Origin of the sequence: Streptomyces sp. HUAS CB01 (assembly GCF_030406905.1) — a bacterium.
Taxonomy (GTDB): Bacteria; Actinomycetota; Actinomycetes; order Streptomycetales; family Streptomycetaceae; genus Streptomyces; species Streptomyces chengbuensis.
This window is the reverse complement of sequence record NZ_CP129137.1, coordinates 8001730-8022745: the sequence shown is the minus strand read 5'-3', so window position 1 is coordinate 8022745 and position 21016 is coordinate 8001730. Positions and strand designations below refer to the sequence as shown.

General features: G+C 70.2%; 20 protein-coding genes and 2 pseudogenes. 11 read left to right on the top strand and 11 right to left on the bottom strand.

What is annotated here, in order from left to right; all coding sequences use genetic code 11:
• Positions 1–31: 31 nt before the first annotated feature.
• The 8 genes and pseudogenes from QRN89_RS35175 to QRN89_RS35725 all read left to right on the top strand — a co-directional run.
• Complete coding sequence (locus tag QRN89_RS35175) at positions 32–931, top strand: TauD/TfdA dioxygenase family protein (protein WP_290353477.1); 900 nt, start codon at positions 32–34, stop codon at positions 929–931.
• Between the two features lie 103 nt (positions 932–1034).
• The gene (locus tag QRN89_RS35170) at positions 1035–1493 is read left to right on the top strand and encodes an RrF2 family transcriptional regulator (RefSeq protein ID WP_290353476.1); all 459 of its coding nucleotides are present in this window, start codon (positions 1035–1037) and stop codon (positions 1491–1493) included.
• Between the two features lie 137 nt (positions 1494–1630).
• Complete coding sequence (locus QRN89_RS35730; protein WP_356948687.1) at positions 1631–1732, top strand: putative leader peptide; 102 nt, start codon at positions 1631–1633, stop codon at positions 1730–1732.
• A 192-nt stretch (positions 1733–1924) separates the two neighbouring features.
• Positions 1925–3031 (top strand): aliphatic sulfonate ABC transporter substrate-binding protein, encoded by a 1107-nt coding sequence (locus QRN89_RS35165; protein WP_290353475.1) that lies wholly within the window; start codon positions 1925–1927, stop codon positions 3029–3031.
• Between the two features lie 30 nt (positions 3032–3061).
• Complete coding sequence (locus tag QRN89_RS35160) at positions 3062–3883, top strand: ABC transporter ATP-binding protein (protein WP_290353474.1); 822 nt, start codon at positions 3062–3064, stop codon at positions 3881–3883.
• Positions 3870–4784 (top strand): ABC transporter permease, encoded by a 915-nt coding sequence (locus QRN89_RS35155; RefSeq protein ID WP_290353473.1) that lies wholly within the window; start codon positions 3870–3872, stop codon positions 4782–4784. The genes QRN89_RS35160 and QRN89_RS35155 overlap by 14 nt, the downstream gene beginning before the upstream one ends.
• Positions 4785–4852: 68 nt before the next feature.
• The gene (locus QRN89_RS35150; protein WP_290353472.1) at positions 4853–5041 is read left to right on the top strand and encodes a transposase; all 189 of its coding nucleotides are present in this window, start codon (positions 4853–4855) and stop codon (positions 5039–5041) included.
• Positions 5042–5085: 44 nt separating this feature from the next.
• Positions 5086–5337, top strand: a pseudogene (locus tag QRN89_RS35725) (hypothetical protein); the annotation flags it as partial.
• 7 nt (positions 5338–5344) lie between these two features.
• Here QRN89_RS35725 and QRN89_RS35145 read toward each other — a convergent pair.
• From QRN89_RS35145 to QRN89_RS35110, 8 genes are all read right to left on the bottom strand, one after another.
• A complete protein-coding gene (locus tag QRN89_RS35145) occupies positions 5345–5980 on the bottom strand; it encodes a hypothetical protein (RefSeq protein ID WP_290353471.1) in 636 nt (211 codons plus the stop codon).
• A gap of 23 nt (positions 5981–6003) precedes the next feature.
• Positions 6004–6165 carry a hypothetical protein gene (locus QRN89_RS35140; protein ID WP_290353470.1) on the bottom strand — a complete coding sequence of 54 codons (162 nt, stop codon included), beginning with the start codon at positions 6163–6165 and terminating at the stop codon, positions 6004–6006.
• 545 nt (positions 6166–6710) lie between these two features.
• Entirely contained in the window at positions 6711–7292 is a 582-nt protein-coding gene (locus QRN89_RS35135; protein WP_290353469.1) for a hypothetical protein, read from the bottom strand.
• Between the two features lie 2 nt (positions 7293–7294).
• A complete protein-coding gene (locus tag QRN89_RS35130) occupies positions 7295–11284 on the bottom strand; it encodes an ALF repeat-containing protein (RefSeq protein ID WP_290353468.1) in 3990 nt (1329 codons plus the stop codon).
• A gap of 330 nt (positions 11285–11614) precedes the next feature.
• The gene (locus QRN89_RS35125) at positions 11615–12709 is read right to left on the bottom strand and encodes a hypothetical protein (RefSeq protein ID WP_290353467.1); all 1095 of its coding nucleotides are present in this window, start codon (positions 12707–12709) and stop codon (positions 11615–11617) included.
• A gap of 145 nt (positions 12710–12854) precedes the next feature.
• Entirely contained in the window at positions 12855–13469 is a 615-nt protein-coding gene (locus QRN89_RS35120; RefSeq protein WP_290353466.1) for an RICIN domain-containing protein, read from the bottom strand.
• A 32-nt stretch (positions 13470–13501) separates the two neighbouring features.
• Entirely contained in the window at positions 13502–14134 is a 633-nt protein-coding gene (locus tag QRN89_RS35115; protein ID WP_290353465.1) for an RICIN domain-containing protein, read from the bottom strand.
• Positions 14135–14200: 66 nt separating this feature from the next.
• A complete protein-coding gene (locus QRN89_RS35110) occupies positions 14201–15781 on the bottom strand; it encodes an AbfB domain-containing protein (protein ID WP_290353464.1) in 1581 nt (526 codons plus the stop codon).
• Positions 15782–16231: 450 nt separating this feature from the next.
• Between QRN89_RS35110 and QRN89_RS35105 the strand changes: the two are divergent.
• The 3 genes and pseudogenes from QRN89_RS35105 to QRN89_RS35095 all read left to right on the top strand — a co-directional run.
• Positions 16232–16574, top strand: a pseudogene (locus QRN89_RS35105) (DUF2267 domain-containing protein); the annotation flags it as partial.
• Between the two features lie 174 nt (positions 16575–16748).
• The gene (locus tag QRN89_RS35100; RefSeq protein WP_290353463.1) at positions 16749–17099 is read left to right on the top strand and encodes a hypothetical protein; all 351 of its coding nucleotides are present in this window, start codon (positions 16749–16751) and stop codon (positions 17097–17099) included.
• A 123-nt stretch (positions 17100–17222) separates the two neighbouring features.
• Positions 17223–17840 (top strand): hypothetical protein, encoded by a 618-nt coding sequence (locus QRN89_RS35095; protein ID WP_290353462.1) that lies wholly within the window; start codon positions 17223–17225, stop codon positions 17838–17840.
• 798 nt (positions 17841–18638) lie between these two features.
• On the opposite strand, the gene QRN89_RS35090 is transcribed toward QRN89_RS35095, so the two are convergent.
• From QRN89_RS35090 to QRN89_RS35080, 3 genes are all read right to left on the bottom strand, one after another.
• Positions 18639–18791: a DUF4158 domain-containing protein gene (locus tag QRN89_RS35090; RefSeq protein WP_290353461.1), complete on the bottom strand. Its 153-nt coding sequence runs from the start codon at positions 18789–18791 to the stop codon at positions 18639–18641.
• 340 nt (positions 18792–19131) lie between these two features.
• Positions 19132–20145, bottom strand: a complete 1014-nt coding sequence (locus QRN89_RS35085) for a BtrH N-terminal domain-containing protein (RefSeq protein ID WP_290353460.1) — start codon at positions 20143–20145, stop codon at positions 19132–19134.
• Entirely contained in the window at positions 20142–20948 is an 807-nt protein-coding gene (locus QRN89_RS35080; RefSeq protein ID WP_290353459.1) for a MerR family transcriptional regulator, read from the bottom strand. The genes QRN89_RS35085 and QRN89_RS35080 overlap by 4 nt, the downstream gene beginning before the upstream one ends.
• Positions 20949–21016 lie beyond the last annotated feature (68 nt).

Genomic DNA, 21016 nt, shown 5'->3' with positions numbered 1-21016 from the left:
CCGCTCATCACCCCCGAAAGGACACCCGCGCATGACCACCAGCACCGGCTTCGACATCCGCAGGATCGGCGGCCGTATCGGCGCCGAGATCCTCGGCGTGGATCTTTCCACCGGCCTCGACCCCGCTGTCGCCACCGAGATCAACTCCGCACTCCTGGACCACAAGGCGCTCGTCTTCCGCGACCAGGACCTGGACGACGCGGGCCAGCTCCGCTTCGCCTCCCTCTTCGGTGAGCTGACCACCGCGCACCCGACGGTCCCCTCCGTCGACGGCCAGCCGAACATCCTGCCGGTCGACGGCGACGAGGGGATCCGCGCCAACCAGTGGCACACCGATGTCACCTTCGTCCGTACGCCCCCGAAGGCATCCACGCTGCGCAGCATCGTGGTCCCGCCCTACGGCGGCAACACACTCATCGCCAACTCGGCCGGCGCGTACCGGGATCTGCCCGAGCCGCTGCGGGAGCTGGCGGACAAGCTGTGGGCGGTGCACACCAACGACTACGACTACGCCGCCCCGAAGAGCGAGAAGGCGGCCGAGCACCGCAGGCGGTTCGTCTCCCGGAAGTACCGAACCGCCCACCCCGTCGTCCGCGTCCACCCCGAAACCGGGGAGCGTGGGCTGTTCGTCGGCGGCTTCGCCCAGAGCATCGTGGGCCTCGGCCCGTCCGACTCCCGTGACCTGCTGCGCATCTTCCAGTCGTACGTCACGCGTCCCGAGAACATCGTGCGCGTGGCCTGGACGCCCGGCGACCTCGTCCTGTTCGACAACCGCATCACCCAGCACTACGCCCCCGACGACTACGGCGACCTGCCGCGACTGCTGCACCGGGTGACCGTCGCGGGCGACGTCCCCGCCGGTGTCGACGGCACTCTCAGCCGCGTCATCGAGGGCGACGACGCCGCCCACTACACCCGGGCCGCGGCCTGAGCACCGCACCCGCCACGCACGGCCGCCGGGCAGGGGTATCCGCTCCCGCCCGGCGGCCTGCCGGCAGCGGATATCGACCGAAGCCTTGGTGGATAATGGACGCATGCGGATCTCAGCCAGGGCGGACTACGCGGTACGTGCCGCACTGCAGCTCGCCGCGTCACGCGACGACGCACCACTGAAGGCCGAGGCCATCGCCGACGCCCAGGACATCCCGCACAAGTTCCTCGAAAGCATCCTGAACGACATGCGCCGGGGCGGTCTCGTACTCAGCCAGCGCGGCGGCAACGGCGGCTACCGGCTGGCCAAGCCCGCCGAGTCGATCAGCATCGCCGACGTCATCCGCGTCGTGGAGGGACCTCTGGTCTCGGTGCGCGGGGTCCGCCCGCCCGAGCTGTCCTACACCGGCCCCGCCGAGTCACTGCTCCCCTTGTGGATCGCGTTGCGGTCCAACGTGCGCGAGATCCTCGAGGGCGTGTCGCTCGCCGACGTCGCATCGGCCCAACTACCCGCTTACGTAGCCGCACTGACCGACGCCCCGAAAGCCTGGGTCAACCCCTGACACGCTGGGCCATCGACCGGATATCCCAAAGAGTGAGATAGTCGCGTCCATCACATGAACACACCCTTGGGGTGAACGCCGCCTTCTGCCACGATCCCTATCAGCTAGGTAGGAAAACTAGGGATCCGTGGGGGGCCATGCGAACGCGCAACCGCACAGACCTGTCGCTCCCCCGGCTGACCTCGCGCCGCCACATCGACCTCGGCCGCACGTCCAGCGCCATCTGTCGGCCCGCCTGAGGCCGTCGACAGAAGATCCTTCGGTCGGCAGCGTCACCCGCGCCCGCCCATCCCCGCACAGCCGCCCCGGACCCGCAACGGCATCCCAGCCGCCGAGGGCCGCCGAATGGAGCGCAGGCGCATGCCCATGAGCTGTGTGCCTCGCGCTTTCGGCATCTTCGTGATCAACCCATTCCCCGAGAGGACACCTCCGTGTCTGCCGCAAGACCGCTCACCACCCTGCGCACCATCGCCGTCGTAGCAGCGCTCCCCCTCCTGCTCACCGCCTGCGGCTACGGATCCGACGCCACCGACGACGACAAGCAGACCGAGGTCGCGGCGGACGCCAAGAAGCTCTCCGCCGACGAAGTCAAGATCGGCTACTTCCCCAACCTCACGCACGCCACCGCCCTGGTGGGCGTCCAGGAGGGCCTGCTCCAGAAGGAGCTCGGCGGCACCAAGATCAAGGCGTCCACCTTCAACGCCGGCCCCTCCGAGATCGAGGCGCTGAACGCCGGCTCCATCGACATCGGCTGGATCGGCCCCTCCCCCGCCATCAACGGCTACACCAAGTCGGGCGGCAGGAACCTGCGCATCATCAGCGGTTCCGCCTCCGGTGGCGTGAAGCTCGTCGTCAACCCGAAGAAGATCAAGTCCCTGGACGACGTCAAGGGCAAGAAGATCGCCACGCCGCAGCTCGGCAACACCCAGGACGTCGCGTTCCTCAACTGGATCGCGGAGAAGGGCTGGAAGGTCGACGCGCAGAGCGGCAAGGGCGATGTCTCCGTCGTCCGCACGGACAACAAGATCACGCCGGACGCCTACAAGTCCGGTTCCATCGACGGCGCCTGGGTGCCGGAGCCGACCGCTTCCAAGCTGGTCGCCGAGGGCGCGAAGGTGATCCTCGACGAGGCCGACCTGTGGCCCGACAAGAAGTTCGTGATCACGAACATCATCGTGTCGCAGAGCTTCCTCAAGGATCACCCGGACGTCGTGGAGGCCGTGCTGCGCGGCTCGGTGAAGACCAACGAGTGGATCAACGCCAACCCGGACAAGGCCAAGGCGTCAGCCAACGCGGCACTGAAGGCGGAGTCGGGCAAGGCCCTGCCCGCCGAGGTCATCGACCCGGCCTGGAAGTCCATCACCTTCCTCGACGACCCGCTGGCCTCGACCCTCAACACCGAGGCTGAGCACGCGGTGAAGGCCGGCCTGCTGGAGAAGCCCGACCTGAAGGGCATCTACGACCTCGCACCGCTCAACAAGGTCCTCAAGGCCGAGGGCAAGGACGACGTCGACGACGCCGGCCTCGGCGCCAAGTAGCCGAACAGCTGACAAGCGACAACCGCCCCGATGAGTACCCAGGAGGTGACGACCTTGGCCACCACGGTCGCCAAGGCTGTCCAGGACGCCACGGCGGTGACGCACGCCGCCCGTATCGAGCACGTCTCGAAGTCCTTCCCCGCTCCGGGCACGCCCGGCGGGCAGCAGCTCGTGCTGGACGACATCACGCTCGATGTCGCACCGGGCGAGTTCGTCACCCTCCTGGGTGCCTCCGGCTGCGGCAAGTCCACCCTGCTCAACCTGGTCGCGGGACTGGACCTGCCGTCCGCCGGCTCCATCGGCACGGAGGGCCGGCCCGCCCTGATGTTCCAGGAGCACGCCCTGTTCCCCTGGCTGACCGCGGGCAAGAACATCGAACTCGCGCTGAAGCTGCGCGGGGTCGCCAAGGCGGAGCGCCGCGCCGAGGCGGAACGACTGCTGGAACTCGTACGCCTGCAGGGCGCGCACGGCAAGCGGGTGCACGAACTGTCCGGCGGTATGCGTCAGCGCGTCGCCCTGGCCCGGGCGCTCGCGCAGGACAGCCGGCTGCTGCTGATGGACGAACCGTTCGCAGCGCTGGACGCCATCACCCGTGACGTGCTGCACGACGAGCTGACCCGTATCTGGCACGAGACGGGACTGTCGGTGCTGTTCGTCACGCACAACGTGCGCGAGGCGGTGAAGCTGGCGCAGCGGGTGGTGCTGCTGTCCTCCCGGCCGGGACGGATCGCCCGGGAGTGGACCGTCGGCATCCCGCAGCCGCGCCGCATCGAGGACAGCGCGGTCGCCGAGCTGTCCGCCGAGATCACCGAAGAACTGCGCAGGGAGATCCGCCGCCATGGCCAGCACTGACACCGGCACCGACGCCACGAGGGAGGGCTCATCGGCAGCCGGGGAGTCCCAGGACACGCAGGATCTGGCGGGGCTGGAGGCCGGGCTCGACGCGCTGGACTCGGTACAGACCGACCGTACACCGCTGCGCGAGACGCTGATACGCAAAGTACTCCCGCCCATCACCGCCGTCGCACTGGTGCTGGCGGTCTGGCAGCTGCTGGTGTGGGCCGAGGTCGCCCCCGACTACAAGCTGCCGTCGCCGTCCGCGGTGTGGGACGAGGTGACCGACGCCTGGCGGCAGGGCACGCTCCTCGACTACATCTGGACATCCGTCTCGCGCGGCCTGCTCGGCTTCCTGATGGCACTCGCCATCGGTACGCCGCTCGGCCTGCTGGTCGCCCGGGTGAAATTCGTCAGGGCGGCCGTCGGCCCCGTCCTGTCCGGTCTGCAGTCGCTGCCATCCGTGGCCTGGGTGCCGCCCGCCGTGCTCTGGCTGGGACTGAACAACTCGATGATGTACGCCGTGATCCTGCTCGGCGCGGTCCCCTCCATCGCCAACGGCCTTGTCGCGGGCATCGACCAGATCCCCCCGCTGTTCCTGCGCGCCGGACGCACCCTGGGCGCGACCGGCCTGCGCGGCGGCTGGCACATCGTGATGCCGGGCGCGCTCCCCGGCTACCTCGCCGGACTGAAGCAGGGATGGGCATTCTCCTGGCGATCGCTGATGGCCGCCGAGATCATCGCCTCCTCGCCCGATCTGGGCGTCGGCCTCGGCCAGTTGCTGGAGAACGGGCGCAACAACGCCAGCATGTCGCAGGTGTTCCTGGCAATCTTCCTGATCCTGCTCGTCGGCATCGCCATCGACCTGCTGATCTTCAGCCCGCTGGAGCGGCGGGTGCTGCGCGGCCGGGGCCTGTGAGCTGCACCCCGTTTCGTGGAGTCCCCGATGCCCGGGTTCCATCCTGGCGAAGGAGGTCCACCAGCACCATGGCAGCACCGCGTAAGTGCCCCGACGGGCTCCGCGAGCGCGCAATCCGTGAGGTCCGGGCCACCGGCCGGCCCGTCACGCATGTCGCGGATCTCGGCATCCGTCCCGAAGGCCTGCGCGGCTGGGTCCGCCAGGCCGAGGCCGACGGCGGCGAGCGGGACGAGGCTGACTACCGCCGAACGCGATGAGCTCAAGCAACTCCGTAAAGAACCCGCGGAGTTGAAGCAGGCGAATGAGATCCTCAAAGCGGCCAGCGTGCTTTTTGCCCAGGAGATCGACCGTCCCCGGACGAGGCCGAGCAAGTGATCGACCACCTGCGCGAACGGGGCCTCGGGGTGATCCCGTCTGCCGGGTGCTGGAGTTGTCACCGTCCATCCATTTCGCCCGCAAAAAGCGTCCGAAGTCCGCCCGCCGGCTGCGGGGCGAGCAGCCCATGCCGCTGATCGAGGGGATCCACGCCGGGTCCGGGGCCACCTATGGGGCCCGCCGGATCACCCGCGCCCTGCGGCGCAAGGGCGTCGTCGCGCACGGCGCGGCGAGTGCTCCGAGGAGCGCCCGCCGCGCCGTGCGTCTGCCCCCGGGGGGCGGCCCGGCTCAGTCCTTCGCGGACCACCAGGCCGGGGAGCGGCCGATCGACCAGACGTCGCCCACCTGGCGTTCGTCCGGGTCGTGCGGGTCCGGGTCGCCCTATCCGTACGGGTCGGGATCCGCGACGACGACGATCCGGGCGCCGGAACGGACACCCGGTACCGGTGCATGTCCGTGACCGGAGGGGCGTCGTCCGGCTCGACCGTGTGGCCCAGGCCGGTGATCATGTCCCTCAGTTCGTCGAAACGCACCCGGCGAGCGAACTCACCGTAGGCGTCCCGGAGGGGGCGCGGTACAGCGGCCGCTCCCGGGAGCAGGCGGTGCACCTGGATACTGACGCCGAAGCACGGCCATGTGTCATCACTCTTCTGGAAGGACAGCTCGACCAGTCCGTAGTCCCGGCGCAGCAGGTCCTCGGAACGGTCGTCGAGGTAGTCCGGTCCCAGCGCCGCCTCCCATTCGGCGGGCTCCGAGCCGGTTCCGGCCCCCAGCGCGTCGCCGCGGGCGGCGACATGGGCGTAGAAATCCAGATCGGGCATCTACACCTTCTCCGTGGCGTCGATCAACGCCGAACCTCCTCTGTCCGGTCGTTGCTGAAACGCCACTGAGGATTGCGGCCTTCCTTCATGGTCTTGGCGCTCGACTCGAAGACCTCCTTGGCGGCCTTCGTCACCAAGATCATGTCCTCTCGCAGCTTCGGGTTCGACTGGATCGTGTCGATCACGGCGTCCACCTGCTTCTGGGTGGCGGTGCCCTTGCTCAGACGGATGGCCTCGCCGGTGATGCCCCCTGCCGTCCGGGCGCAGGGCGACCTCCATCCCGTCCTTCATGTTGAGGTGGGCGCCCTTGGTGACCCAGTCCTGGTCGACCTGGCCGACGTGGTCGATCTGGAAGTTGCACTTCTTCTTCTTGGCTTTGTGCACCAGGACGGTCGCGGACCCGGCGGCGACGTAGTACGCGTGGAGGCCGGAGCACGTGTGAGGCCTGGATCCTCCACCTCGGATGGTCCTCTGTCGACTCGGAGCGGCGGCGCGGCAGTGGCGCCGGTGGTCAAGATCGGCGGGAGGGCGAGAGACAGCCCGTGGCGCGTGTGCTGGTCGCACATCAACAGCACGCCCTGGGAGAACCGGCAGCATTCCAGCGGTGGCTTGGGTTCTGCGGGCGTGGGGCCATGCGTGCGACGTTCTCGCCGCCGGGGCACTGCCTGCACGGGTGAAGGCCCCGCAGGACGTGTGTCCAGCGGGGCCTCCTCGGGCCGACGGGCGGTGGTCAGAGCCGGCGGTAAGGGGACAGGGAGGTCATGCCGTTCCCAGCCTCTTCACCGCGCAGCTCGGGCGAGGACTTCAGGAGCCGGCCCGCGAGCGGGTCGCACGCGAGCAGCCGATCCGGGAAGATCGGCAGTACCTCGCCGTCGTACAGCACGGGCGCGTCCCAGTCGTCGGGGTCGCTCACGCCCTCCCGGTCGATGATCACGGCGCGGGTCGGCACCGGAAGTGCCGTCGCCGCCGCGACGACGGCGGCTTCCACGGTGTCGGCCTGCTCCGTCGTGAGGCCGTCGAGCCACAGCGTCTGGATCTCGCAGCCGAGCGGTTGGTACGCGTACTGGTCGACCACGTCGATGTCGGCGGAGAACCACCAGTTCATGGTGATGGACGCGATACGCAGACCCAGGAGCCGGCCGAGCTCCTCCGGGTCCATGAGGACATCGTCCCCTTCGACGTCGAGCACCACGGCTGCTCCCCTCGCCGGGTGGACGAGCCCGAGCCCGTATGCCTCGAAGAGCTCGGCCTGTTCGGCAAAGGTCGATGTGGCCGCCGATTCGCGGTACCACCGGATGTATCCGTCAGACATGGCTAGCAGCTCGGCAGCGTGAAGATGTGCACATTCTCTTCTCCGAATACCTTCTTGGCCTGCTTGATGGCCGACTCCGGTGTGTTGTCGGCCAGGTAGTAGATCGCTTTCACACCCGCCTCGTCGGCCGCGTACTTGTTGATCTTGAGGGCCTTTCCGAACTTGGACGGATTGGCTGCCTTGGCGCCTCCGCCCACGTAGACGTATTCACCGTTCGGTCCGATGACATCGAGGCCGCTCGAACCGACGTTGGGCATGACGATCTTGATGTCCTGGCCCTTGTCGTCCTTGGCGACCTTGCCGCCGAGCAGCTTAGCGATGTACTCCTCGCGCTTGAGGCCCAGACTTCCCGGATCATCGCCGTCGGCCGTCATCACGAACGACCGGCGCTTGCCGTCCGCCGCGGACCACGCGGACGAGCGTGCTGCGGCACCGTTCTTCTTCTTGTCCGTTGCACAGGCCGGCAGCTTTTTCCATACGTCGTCGAGGATCTCCTCGCCCTTGTCGACGAGCTTCTTCGCCTTGGCCGACTTGTCGAGGAAGTCCTTGATGCCCAAGATGGCCTTGCCGAGCTTCGGGAGCTTGGTGACCAGGGAGGCTGCCTTCGTCCAGGGCAGGTTGTTGACGACTGCCCAGAGGCAGGTCGGGATGTCGGGGTCGTCCCAGCATTCCTTGATCTCCTCGGCGGCGAGTTCGACGAGGAGTTCGGCGCCGTTCTCCTTGAGGTAGTCGAGGAGGTTCTGCTGTGACAGCGCCCGGGCAGCCTCGTACTCGGCCGGACTGATGCCCGCGGCTTCGAGAGCCTTGCGCTCCGCCTCGTCCAGGGAGTAGGGGTCGCCGTTCTCCTTGCTCTTGGCGGCCTCCTCGCGCTCCTTGCGCTCCAGCTCGCGCTGGTACTCCTCGGCCTTCTTGGCGGCCTCGTCGGCCTCCTTGGCGTACGTGCCGGCGTTCTTGGCGGCCGTCTCGGCGGAGGTGGCGTGCTTCTCGGCGGACTCGGCGAACTTGTTCGCGTCGGTGGCGTCCTTCTCCGCCTGGGCGGCGGCGCCCTGGGCGACGCTCGCTTCCTGCTCGGCCAGGTTCGCGGCGCTGTTGGCGGCGGCCGCGTGGTTCTCGGCGTCGGCGGCGGCGCCCCGGGCGCGGGCGGCCTCGGCCTCCGCCTGGGTGGCGGCGTTGCGGGCGGCGGCCGCGTCGGCGAACGCCTGGTTGGCGGCCTGGCGGGCGAGCTTGGCGTCGGCCTGGGCCTGGGCGTCGGCCTCGTTGGCCCGTGCCGCGGCGGCCCGGGCCTTGGCGCCGTCCTCGGCCGCCTGGGCGGCGGACTTCATCGCCGCCGCCGAGGAGCGGGCCGCGTCGGCGGAGGAACGGGCGGCGGCTGCAGCCGCCTTGAACGCCGGGGCGACCTGGGCGTTGGCCCGCTTGGCGGCGGCTTCGGCGGCCTCGGCGGCCTTGACCGCCTCGGCCGCCCTGGAGTCGGCCTTGGTGACCTCGGCCTGGCCCATCACCTGGGCGGCCTTGGCCACCTCGGCGGCGAAGTCGGCGTCGACGTCGGTGCCGGTGAACGGCGCGGTGAGCGCGATGGCGGTGTTCGCCGGGTCGGCGATGCCGGCCGCGGTGGTACGGGCCGACGCGGCGGCCTGGAGCGCGATCGTGGACTGGAGGCGGGCCATCGCCGCCTCACGGGTGGCGCCGTCGGCCTCGTCACGGGTGCGGTTGGCCGCCTGGAGCGACTGGTTGGCGTGGACGGCGGCCAGTCCGGCCAGCCGGGACGCCTCGTGGGCCGCGATGCCCGCGCGGGCTTCCTGCGCGGTGGCCTCGGCCGCCTGGGCATTGGCCCGCTGCGCGGCGGCGCGGGTGAGCGCGGCCTCGGCCTCGGCCCGGTTCGCCGCCGCGTTCGCCGCGAAGGCGGCCGCTTCGGCCTTGTTGGCGGCGGCGTTGGCGCGTGCCGCGTGCGCGGTGGCCTCGGCGGCCGCCGCGCGGGCGCGTGCCGCCGCTCCGGCAGCCTCGATGGCCGCCGAGCGGGAACGTACCGCCGCGGCCGACGCCTGGTCGGCCGCGCCCCGTGCCGTACCGGCCGCCGTGCCGGCGGCATTGGCCGCGGAGCGCGCCTCGGTGGCCGCCGCGCGGGCGGTCTCGGCGTGCTCGGTGCCTGCGGCCTTGGCGGCCATCGCCTCGGTCGCCCGGGCCCTGGCCGCTTCGGCGTTGTGGACGCGTTCGGCCTCGACCGCCTTGTTGCGGGCGGTGCGGGCCTTGGTCTCCTCGCCCCGGGCCTGTTCGTCGGCCTTGGCGGCGATGCCCTCCTGGGTCTGCGCGGTGGCCCGCTTCTGTGCCGCCACGGCGGCGGCGGCCTGGGCGTCGGCCCGGCGGGCGGAGGCGGTACGGGCCTCGGCTTCGGCACGTGCTCGTGCCGCCGCGGCGATGTCCCGTTCCCGCTCCGCACGCGCCCGGGCGGCCGCCGCGAGGTCACGCTCGCGTTCGGCGATGGCCCGCTGTTCGGCGGCGATCCGTGCCTGGCGCTGTGCCTCGATCCGCGCGTCCCGCGTCTTGCGGGCGTGCTCCCACGCCTCCTTCTCGGCCTGCTCGGCGGCGATCCGGGCCTGGCGGGACTTGGCCGCCGCATCGGCCGCGATCTTCGCCTGCTTGGCCGCCGCCTCGGCGAGCCGGGCCGCGGCCTTCGCATGCTCCTCGGCGTTCGCCCGCCACTTCTTGGCCTGCTGCTCGTGCAGTTCGGCCTGGTTCTTGGCGTTCAGCCCGGCGGCGTCGGCGGCCGAGGCGTCCACCGCGTGCTGCGCGGTGGCCGCCGCCTTGGCCGCCGCGTCCGCCGCACCCGCGATACCGGAGGCGACCTCCGACCACTGGACGCCGTGGGTCAGCCCGGTGTCGACCAGCACATCCGCCTGCACCTTGGCCTGCAGAGCCGCGACCTGCGCCTGCCTGGACGCGTCCTCGGCGATACCGACCTGGCGGGCAATCTCCACCTTGACCGGCCCGTAGTCGGAGACGCGCTTTCCGGCCCGGTCGGCCGCAAGCATCCGGTCGGCCTCGCGCGACTGCGCGGCCGCCGCGTTCATCGCGTTCGACGCGGTCTTGAGCGCCTTCACCGCGCTTCCGTGCGCGGCGATCAGCTTGGTACGGGCCTCGGCGGCACGGGCGGCGTTCTCCGCCAGCTTCCGCAGCCGCTCCGCCGCCTCCAGCGCCTCCTTCTGCGCCTTCTCGTGGGCCGCCCGGTCGTCCGCGTCCTTCTGCGCGGCGACCAGGTAGCCCTTGTCCAGGAACTCGGCGATCGCCTTGTCGTCGCCGGTGTCCAGGGCGGCCTGCGCGGCCCTCTTCACCTCGGGGCCGCCCACGGCCACGAGCATCTCGACCCGCTTGCGGTTCTCCGCCGCGCGTTCCTTCTCGTTCTGCTCGGTCGCCTTGTCCCGCTGCCGGGCGATGTCGGCGCCGAAGGCCAGGAAGTCCGCGCGGTCCTGCGCCGTACCCTTCAGGACGCGCTCGACCTCCGCGTTGAAGAACGGGCCGCCGGTGCCGCGCAGCCCCTCGATCTGGCGGCGGTTCCCCGTGTCGACGTCGGCACGCTTGTCCTTGGCGCGCTGGCGCGCCTCGGCCTCCCCGCGCTCCAGGAAGGTGCGGATGGCGTCCGGGTCGGTGCTCTCCAGCGCCTTCCTGGCGGCCTCGCGGACTTCCTCCTCCTCGTCGAACTCCGCAAAGTCCTCGACCAGTTGCCGATCGCGCTCGTCGCTGATGCGGTCGAGTTCGGACGTGGCGGCAGGGGCCGGGGCCGGGTCGCTCTGCGGCGTCACCGCCGCCGCGAGCCGGTCCAGCGACTGGAGCGTCCGAGTCAGCGACGCCTGCTCGGTGCGTACGGAGGTCGCGGCGGCGGCCTCGCCGGTGACGGTGCCCAGCACCGCCACGGCGATCGCCGCGGACACGGCCTTTCGTACGTGCGTGGCCACGCCCACGCGCAGCCCTTCGGCTCTGGGCCGGAATCTTCCCCTCACGGGAATCCCCCTCGACGAGTGGTTGGAAGAACCCCGGCCCCTGGTCGGGGGGCGGGGTGGTCGGTGTGCCGTCCGGACGGCCCCGGTCACGGGCCGGCCGGACACCCTGAGTCCTGAGCCGGTGCCGGACCGGATCTCCGGGCGTTACGCGACCGGATCCGGGCGGTGCCAGGGCCGGAATTCATGGGCGCCGGGGCCGGATTTCCGGACCCCGGCCCGGCCCGACGGGCATTCCCCCGGCCGCACGCCCCCGTCACGTCCCCGCTCACGGGCGCCACGGGCTGTCCGGCCCCGCCCCGGGTGCGGACGGGGCCGGTCATACGCCCCGGGTCAGCCCCGGGTGCGGTTCTCGCCGTCCTGGGCGCGGTCGAACATGGCCTTCCAGAACGCGGCAGCCTCGTCCGCCGCCGTCCGCTCCCCGGACCAGGCGGCCTCGTGGTCGTCGGCGGTGCCGGCGATCGCCTGCCAGAGGCGCTCGGCGGATTCGCGGGAGAGCTGGGCGACGATCCGCCAGTTCTCCGCCTGGGCGGCCGCGGCGGCCTGTTCGGCCTGCCAGGCGCGCTGTGCCGCGCCGGCGTGCTCGGACACCGCCTGCCAGGCGCGTTCCGCCTCCGCTCGCGCGCGTGCGGCATCGGCCGCGCCGTCCACCGCTGCCTCGGCCGCCGTGGCCTCGGCGATCAGGCGGGTCAGCGTGTGGTGGCGTACCGCCTCGGCGTCGGCCACCCGGGTGCGGTACGCGGTCAGGTCCAGCGTGGCGCCGGTGGCCCAGCCGTATCCGAAGAACTCCGCCACGTCGGCGTCCGTGGCTCCCGGCCGCAGCGCCCACTGGGCGGCGACGCGCACCTGCTCGCCCGGGTCCTCGGTGCCGAGGGCGCGGACGAACTCGCGGTCGGCGGCGGCGACGTCCAGCCGCTGCTGCTCACCGGCCTCGCGGGCGGCACGGTCGCGGCGCTGCGCCTCGGCGTAGCCGGTCGCGACGAACGCGGCCTGCTCGGCGGCGCCCCCCTTCAGGGCGCGGGTCGCGGCGGCCCGCACCTGCGGGGAGAACTGCGCCGTGTGGGTGGCGATCACCCGCTCGCAGAACGCCTTGTTGCGGGCGCGGGTGTCCCGGGCCCGCTGCTTCGCGCCGTCGAAGCCGCCGCCGGGGGCCAGCCACTCCAGGAGCGCCTGGGCCCCCCGGGTGCTGCGCAAGGCGTTCCACGCCGAGGTCCGCACCTCGGCGGCCGGGTGGGTCTTCGCCATCGATGTCACCCGCCTGCGGGCCTCCTCGACGGCGGCGGCCATCTCCGGCGACAGGGTCTGCTGCGCCTGGGCCTGCTGTGACGGTACGGCGGCGGGGGCGGCGGGGGCGGCGCCGGCGCTCGCCCACGCCGGTACGCCGCCCATGAGGGCGATCGCGCCGGCCAGCGCGCCGGCGGTCACCACCCGCGCGCATCTCCACTGACGACTCAACTCAGGATCCCCCTCGGGAAAGAAGATTGGGTGCACGGCCGCCGGGGCGGGGCCGTGCGCACGGCCCCGCCCTTCGCGGTGGTCGACGGGCGCGCCCGTGCGCGCCCGTCCGGCCGGTTCACGCGACCGGCCGGACCTGCCACAGCTGGGCGAGGGTGCGGTTGCAGCTGTAGAGCTGGGCGTCGATGCCGTTGTCCTGCTTCTGGCCGGGCACGTCGACGCACATTCCCTCGGCATGCGCGGGCTGGAGCTCGTACATCTTGCGCACCGGGTCGACCAGGATCATCCGCCAGCGCTGGTGGTCCCCCTGGCCGCAGGCGAACTGCTGGACCGCCGCGCCGGTCTTGACGCTCTTCCCCTGGATCTCCAGGCACTTGCCGCTCTTGGCGTTGCGGAGCTCGAAGGTTCCGCCGCGGGTGGCGACGGCGTTCCACTTCTGGGAGTCGGTGCCGTTGCAGGCGTACTGCTGGACGTTGATGCCGTCCGTGGTCCTGCCGCCCTCGGTCTTGAGGCACTTGCCGCTGTGGGCTGCGGTGAAGGTGACGGCCTGCTGCGGCACCTGGGCACGGGCGACGGCCTCCGCGGCGGCGGCCGCGGCCTGGCGGGCCGCGTCGGCGGCGTCCGAGGCGGTGGCCCTGGTGGGGTCTTCGTCGGCCTGGACGGCGGTGGCCGTGCCGGCGAGGACGGCGACGGCCGCCCCCGCGGTCAGGAGGGCCCGGATGGTCCGAGACATGGGGAGTTCCGTTTCTCTCGCGGGTACGGGGCTCAGGCGGCCGTGACCGGGTGGATGCGCCACTGCTGGGCGGGCGTGCCGTTGCAGGCCCACAGCCGGGCGAAGGCGCCGTCCGTCTTGCTCGCTGACTCGATGTCCACGCAGAGGTTCGAGGTGAGGGGGGCGTGGGCGGGCCGCAGTTCGTACGCCTCCTTGGTGATGTCGACCATCACCATGCGCCAGCGCTGGTTCTGCGCTCCGACGCACCACCACTGCTGGACGGCCGTGCCGCTCTTGGTGCCGGCGCCCTCCGCGTCGAGGCACTTGCCGCTGTGCCCGAAGCGCAGCTCGAAGGTGCCGGCGCCGGTGGGCACCAGGTCGATGCGCTGGTTCTCGGCGTCCGCGACGCAGGCCGACTGGACGCTGTTGACGCCGTTGCGGAGGCTGGCGTTGGGAGTGGTGAGGCACTTGTCGCTGTGCACGGCCCTGAGCTGGACAGCCGAGGGCGCCGAGGCCGCGACCGCGGCGGCGCGGGCGTCGGCGGCGTCCACTGCGGACGTGGCCACGGCGGTGGGGGCGGGGGTCGGCTCGGGGCGCGTCTCGTCGGCGACGGCGACGGTCACGGTGCCGGCGAGCGCGGCAACACCGGCCGCGACGGCCAGGGCGGATCGGGCGATCCGGGACATGGATGCTTCCGTTCTTCTCAAGTCTGAAGGGAGAGGGCGCGGGCGGGGTGGTCACCGCCCGCGCGGTCAGCGCGCGAGCGGGGTGACGATCTTCCAGGACGCGTCCTGGGCGAAGTCCTTCTCGACGTCGAAGCGGTTCTTGGCGGTCTTGTTGGCGACGTACAGGTCGCCGTAGTACTCGCGCAGGTAGCGGCCGGGCTGGGCGGACGACTCGAAGGAGGTGCCGGAGCCGCTCAGGCCCTTCTTGGCGCACCAGGTGGCGTCCTTGCGGAACTGCGTGCTGTTGTCGCTCGCGGCCATCCGGACCCGGAGGTCCTTGTGGGCGAGGTAGTGGCCCGCCTTGCGGGAGGACTCGAAGGAGTAGCAGCCCGGCTTGCCGTCGAGGGCGGGGACGACCACCCAGGTGCCGTCCTCACGGTCGGTCTGCTTGGACGCGGTGGACAGGGGGGCCAGGAACGCCTCCCCGGCGTCGGGCGCGGACTGGCGGACGTAGAAGCCGGCCGGCTTGCCGCTCGCCGGCTGGAACGACTGGCGCTTGGCCCGGTACTGACTGTCGGCCTTGAGGAAGGTGGCGACGTCCTCGTCGGTGCCGGCCAGGGCCTTCTTGGCGGTGGCGACCAGGTGGGGGTTGACGCCGGTCTTCTCGGCGGCGGCCTGGACCTGGAGCGCGAGCCGGCGGTTGGCGTCGGCGATCTGCTTGCGGCGCGCCTCGTCGTCCTTCTTGTACGCCTCTTCGGCACCGGTGTGGATGTACTGCTTCCACACGGCCGGGTCGGGACTGAGGACGGCGCGCTGCGCCGCCGCGTAGAGCTCGCTGCCCTTGGCGTCGGCCGGGGCGACACGCAACAGTTCGCGGATGAAGTTGTCGTCGCTGAGGGCGAGCATGGCCTCGGAGGGCGTGATACGGAAGAGGGCGGCCGCGTTGGTGCGGGCGGCGAGCTCCTTGCGGCGCTCGGCCTCCGCGCGGTCCTTCTCCTCCAGCTCCTTCAGCTCGTTGGCGATGTCGCGCTGGTGGGCCTCGCGGGCCCCGTTGGCGATGAACTCCTGCCAGCGGGCCGGGTCCCCGGCGAGGGCCGTCGCGGCGGCGGAGCGGACCTCGGGCCCGGCGGCCTCGTGACGCATCACGGCGCGGATGAAGTTGTCGTCGCTCAGGTCGAGCAGGTCGGGGCTGTTGGGGATGCCGAGGGCGATCAGCGCCTGGGACTTGGCGAGCCGGGCGGCGCGCTCGGCGTCGGCCTTGTCCTTCTCGCGCTGCTTGTCGACGGCGTACGCCTCGTGGATGCCGGTGACGATGAACTGCACGTGGTCGTCGGCCGATTCGCTCATCATGGCGGCCTCGGCGGCCTGCCGCACCGCGTCGAAGGTGTCCCCGCCGTCGCGGGCCTTCTGCCAGAGGGCGTGGATGAAGTCGTGGTCGCTGAGCAGCAGGACGTCCGGGCTCGGGTCCAGGCGCACCACGGCGGCGGCGTCGACCCGCTGCGTGTCGGTGGTGCCGATGCCGGCCGCGGCGGCCGGGGCAGCCGGCGGGGCGGCGATGGCGGCCTGCGGCGCGGCCACGGCCGTCACGGAGGCGAGCGCCGTGGCGGTCACCAGTCCGCGAGTGACGGCTCTCCGCACACGGGCGGAGTTCGGGTTGCTCTTCTTCATGCTGTTTTCGGTCCCCCTGTCAGGTCCCGCACGCGGTTCCCGATCGCGTGCCGTGGTCGGGGCGCAGTCTTGGAGATCACCCAGGGGTAGTCAAAGTGGAATTGATAGCTCCTGTGCCATCACTCGCTGATATCGCCATTCAAAGCCCACCTTGAGGCCAATTTTTGACTGAAAGCCGACTTGCGGGAAGCATCGGGCAACTCGCCAGTAACGCGGAGCACTTCATTCCGAATGCGGCACCAGCAGGGAGTACGCCACTGGGCCACTCCTCCGACCCGCTTCCGCCCCGGGCGGCACAAGGCACTCGGGGCCTGAGGTGCGGCCGGATTCCGACGGTTCACTTCCGTGAGGGAGGCGTGAGGAAAAAATGTGGGCCGGTACACATCAGCCGGAGCACTCCTTCTGATGCCGTATCATCCGCCGATCCCAACGTCAGATGACACGGGCGGAGTCCGCTACGAGGGCGCGTACCCCACCCGCGAGAAGGCCGAGGAAGCCGTCCGTCTCGCCCTCGCGGGATTGGGACGACAGCTGACCGGCGACGAACGTGTCGACTTGGCCGCCCGCCTCTCCCTGGAGGCCGCACGCGCCCTCACCGCGCAGATCCCCGCCACCCAGCCGCTGACCGGGTGGGCCTTCGTCGAGGACCTCGCCGCCCGCACCGGCGCCTCTCCGGCCACCACCCGCTGGGACACCGGATCCCATCTTCGCGGCCGTCGCCACCCACGCCGGCCCCGGCCTTCTCACCCGCATCCTCCACGGGGTCCGCACGGGGCGGATGGTGATGTTGGGGGTGGTGGCGAGGGTGGTCATGCGGGTTCCCGACGTCGGCGTGGCCCGGCGGGGTCGCTGCGGGGCAGCGGCCCCCGGGTGCCGGGGAGGCGTGTGCGTCCGGGGTCCGGTAGACAGGGAGGGTGAGTGACGGTGGGCCGGGCACCGGCGAGACGTCTGAGGGGCGTCGTGACGTGTGCGGTCTGTGCGGGGCACGTTGTCCGGCAATGCCGCCCCGGGAACAGCGAAGAACGGGTACCCGTACATCGGCTACTACGTCAACGTACAGGTCATGGGCTTCTTCAACCGCTACGTGGCCAAGAACGCCAGCTACGTCGAGGTCCACGGTGCCCCGCCGGGTCGCCGCGGCAAGATGCGCAAGCTGCAGGCCAAGGCCAACTGGTACAACCGGGTAAAGACCACTTGGGCTGTGCACGTAGCCGTCCAGGTGAAGCCCGGCACCAGGGTCTGGTCGTATGGAATGGTCGGTGTGTTCGGCCGGAACGGCTACGTGGCCGACATGCCTTACTCCTGTATCGCCAGGTGATCGACAACCAGTGACGGGGGTTGACTGACCTCGTCCCTCGGAAACAGCGCAGTGTGGCGCGTCCCTGAGAGGCGCGCCACACCATGCATCTGGCCGCACGAACATCAGAGGAGCAGTGGATTCGTGATGCGACAAACCATGGCCCACGTTGCCCGGGAAGCCCTCCGGGAAGGAAAGCACCCGCCTGGCGACGGTGCCAGAAACTCTCTGCCTGCTCGACTCGCCAAGGGACCCACGGCCGCCGATGTATGGATCGACGGCAATCTCGGGTTCGCCCTTGTGGTATACCGGCGTGACGACGGCTTCCTCGCTGAGGAGTTGTACTACTCCATCCGCGCGGCGACGGGAGACTGGCTCGATTGTGATCAACTTAGCGGCGGGACGCTTGCGTTCGACCTCGCGGACTTCGCAGCTGTCGCTTCCGTGCTGACCGACTCCCCCTTGGCTGTCGTGTCCGAGTCGGAGGCCCTCGTGTACACCGGTTCTGAGCACGAAGAAGGATACGAATCCGTTCGTGTGCTGACTGTGCTCGTCGGAGAGAGTCCAGATTTCATCGACTTCGACATCCGCACACAAGAACCTGATGCACAAGTGGGTCACCTCAGCAAAGAGCTCACGTCACCGTTGATGCTGGCCGTGGTCCGTGCGGGGCAGCGGCTGACCGTAACGGCCATGAAACGCGAAAACTCCTCGCTTGTCAGAGACGGGGACACCATGGAGTTCACCTTGCTGACCCAGTGAGCATCGTCGTCCTGCGGATGTGCTTCGGGCCGAGGTCAATAGGCCGGTTCGACCCGCCGTCCGGCCTGGGACCTCAGCCAGGCGAATCCCGCAGGCGGCGTAGTCCTGAGGAACTCGCGGGTACTTCGACGGTGACCAGGTCGAGTTGGCCGCCCCGAGTGGGTTGACTGGTACAACCACAGAAGACTCAACGGCGAGATAGGCCACGTTCCGCCCGTCGAATACGAAGCCAACCACTACACCGAACTCACGAAACCCCAGGTCACAACCACAGTCTGAGATCTCTATGGAACCCGGGGCGGTCAGACTGGGTTGGTACGACGACGAGGCCCAAGGCCAACAGGGCGCAGGCTTCTCATGACGTCTCCAGAGACGAGGAATCACGAGCACCGTAGGGACAACCCGGCTGCCCAGCCTTCAACACGCCCCAGGCGTAAGGCAGGGGACACAGATGCCACGTCTTCCGCACTCGCCAACGAATGCACATGCGCGTTCATGTCACGGTAGGCGACAAAGGCATCCATGACACCGCCAGCGCGTCCGGCTTCGAGCGACCGGAGCAAGGTCGAGAGGCGGTACGGTTCGTTCTGAGCGGGTCCGAGGCAGCCTTCACGGACGTGCGGCTGAGCCTGAACGCCTCGCGCCGCGGGAGCTCTCCAAGCGGGGCACAAGGCCCGGCGACCCCCACGAGATGATCCGCCGTACGTTCCTGCGCATCCTCGCCGTCAGCGGTGCACTGACCGTGCTACCGATCGATGAGGCGGAGGCTGGCCGAAGGCGTGCGCAGGGGGTCCTCGCTCAAGAACCGGCCGACGTGCGGAGCTTGCAGACCTGCACCGCCATGTACAGCCGGGGCGCGTCCGTACGGCACAGCGCGATCAGATGACGGTCGTCATCGCCGAGGAAGAAGAACCGCTCCAGCTCCGGGCGCGCGGGCCCCAAGTCCACCACGATCCGCGGCCCCTCATCACCCTTTCTGGGAAGCGGGGCTGGTGGGGGTAGAGGCAGGTTGCGGTGTGACCGCCGTAGAGGGTGTGGGTGATCGCATCAAGGCGGCGCAGGATGTCGCGGGTGGCTCGAACCGGTCGCAGACGACGGCGCGGAGCACATTCCGTGGTCCCATCGTCACGGCGGTGGGGAGGTCGTGGCCGGTGACGTCTCCGATGATCGGGACTGTCGCGCCGTCCGGGAGGGAAAGCAGTCGTACCAGTCGCCGCCGACTTCTCCGGAGGTGCGGGCGGGTACGTAGCGGGCCGCGATGCCCAGGGGCGGCGTCCGGGTGCCGGTGGGATTAGGGCTGGGGCGCGCTTCCTGCCTCGCGTCCTAGGCAGCTCAGCGCTTGCATGGCCTCGCGCTCCATGTGCGAAAGATCGCCAAGGATGGTACCGGCTTGCTGGAGAAGTTGCGTCTCGCCTGATTCGCCGGCCTTCTTGATCAGCCCTGCCACTTCCGTCCACAGGGTGGCCGCCTCGGTGTACAGCGTGAGGCCGACGCGTAGGTGGCTGCTGTCGAGCAGATCGGCGCATTCGGCGAGGAAGTCGCGGTAGAGGTTGCGGAATAGGGCGCCGCCGGTGCCGGCCTTCTCCATCAGGAGGGCAGCCTGTGGCAGGTCTCGCTGCGGGGCGTCGCTGCGCTGGAACCATGTGGGTACCAGCTTGCCGGCCTTCTCGATGCCTCGGTGGCCGAGGTTGGCGATGGGCGGGTGGAGGAAGGCGTCGGCGCAGGCTGTGATGGCGGGGATGATGTGGCTGTGCGGGGAGGGCGGGTTCGTCGGTGTGGTGAGAGTGAAAGAGCGGTTCCTGGCGGCCATCGGGGCACGTGCTGCTCTGGCCTGCGCGAGACTGGTCAGGCTGGTGGATACCGCTCCCCCTTGCTGATCAGTGTCCACCAGGTAGGCCTTGTGGTCGTCGTAGCCGTACATGGCCACGACGTGGCCGCCGAAGTGGATCCTCGAGCCGAAGTAGTCCAGGTAGTAGCTGTCGAGCTGTAGACCGACGGGATGGTCGGCCCGAATAGCGGCCGCCACGCTGTCCCATGCCTTCCGCGGTGATGTGGTCTCCTGGATCAGGAGCTCCAGCTTGAGCCTGTGGGCCAGGTTTCTGGTGATGTCGAAAGGCTTGACCCGTCCTCCGAGGAAGGGGAAGCCCATGTTCTTGCTGTCCCAGTAGATGAACGACAGACCGGAGCCGAGACCGAAGAGCATGGGCTCGGACAGATCAAATCCCTGGTGCCGCAGCAGCACCCCCAGAGCTGTCGTCTCGCAGTGCTGCGTACCGCGGGCGTCGATGTCTGTCACCGTGGTCATGCCGTACTCTCCTGGACAGGGATGATCAGTCGGGTCATCAGCACTTCTTGTGGTGCCTCTTCCGGTCCGACGAGATAGGCCTCGCGTACAGGTGCTTGCGGGCGCAGTCCGCGCTCGTGGATGGCGGCGAAGAGCGCGTTGTAGGCCAAGGGCAGTTGGGCGTAGGGCCCGGCGTGCAAGGTCTCGGCAACGAGCCCACCGGGCAGCACCTCGAATTCCAGGCCGGGTGAGCCCTCCCCCTGCGTGGTCTGCGCTCCGACGGCGATCTCCATCCGGTCTTCGAGGTCCAGCGGGTACAGCCCCCACAGCGGTGGCTCCCACGCAATGCCCGTCTTGCCGAGCACGGGCAGCAGTCGACCTACACACTTCTCGACGCTGGTTCCGATCTCCGCGGGAGTGCATACCGTTCGCACCACTGCCAGCCGTCGCTCTGGCGCCCTGTTCATCGTCACCTCATAGCCGGGCAGGCCGTCCGCTGCCAGCCGCTCCAGTACCTGAAGCCGGGCCTGGTCCCTGCTGATCCGCTCGGCAAGACGATCCCGCTCGGCGCGTAGGATCTGTGCCATGCGCTCAGGCTCGGCACGCAGGGCCTGGGCGATCACGGCCAGGGGAAGATCCATTTCGCGCAGCAGGGCGATGGTCAGGGCATCACGGGCCTGTGCGGGTGCGTAGTAGCGGTAGCCAGAGCCGGCGTCCACGCGGATGGGAGCCAGCAGCCCCATGTCGTCGTAGTGCCGTAGCTGCTTGATGCTGAGTCGGCACAGCCGGGCGAAGCGCCCGATGGTGAGGAGTTCGTCTTGCACGCCATCATGGTGGACTCTCCCCCGGTGGGAGAGTCCAGCGCTGCGACAGTGAGCTCACCAACTTCCTG

Bases quoted from the DNA above. Each gene is read 5' to 3' on its own strand.
- QRN89_RS35175 (WP_290353477.1), top strand. From the start codon at position 32: ATGACCACCAGCACCGGCTTCGACATCCGCAGGATCGGCGGCCGTATC.
- QRN89_RS35170 (WP_290353476.1), top strand. From the start codon at position 1,035: ATGCGGATCTCAGCCAGGGCGGACTACGCGGTACGTGCCGCACTGCAG.
- QRN89_RS35730 (WP_356948687.1), top strand. From the start codon at position 1,631: ATGCGAACGCGCAACCGCACAGACCTGTCGCTCCCCCGGCTGACCTCG.
- QRN89_RS35160 (WP_290353474.1), top strand. From the start codon at position 3,062: ATGAGTACCCAGGAGGTGACGACCTTGGCCACCACGGTCGCCAAGGCT.
- QRN89_RS35155 (WP_290353473.1), top strand. From the start codon at position 3,870: ATGGCCAGCACTGACACCGGCACCGACGCCACGAGGGAGGGCTCATCG.
- QRN89_RS35150 (WP_290353472.1), top strand. From the start codon at position 4,853: ATGGCAGCACCGCGTAAGTGCCCCGACGGGCTCCGCGAGCGCGCAATC.
- QRN89_RS35145 (WP_290353471.1), bottom strand. From the start codon at position 5,980: ATGCCCGATCTGGATTTCTACGCCCATGTCGCCGCCCGCGGCGACGCG.
- QRN89_RS35135 (WP_290353469.1), bottom strand. From the start codon at position 7,292: ATGTCTGACGGATACATCCGGTGGTACCGCGAATCGGCGGCCACATCG.
- QRN89_RS35120 (WP_290353466.1), bottom strand. From the start codon at position 13,469: ATGTCTCGGACCATCCGGGCCCTCCTGACCGCGGGGGCGGCCGTCGCC.
- QRN89_RS35115 (WP_290353465.1), bottom strand. From the start codon at position 14,134: ATGTCCCGGATCGCCCGATCCGCCCTGGCCGTCGCGGCCGGTGTTGCC.
- QRN89_RS35110 (WP_290353464.1), bottom strand. From the start codon at position 15,781: ATGAAGAAGAGCAACCCGAACTCCGCCCGTGTGCGGAGAGCCGTCACT.
- QRN89_RS35085 (WP_290353460.1), bottom strand. From the start codon at position 20,145: ATGACCACGGTGACAGACATCGACGCCCGCGGTACGCAGCACTGCGAG.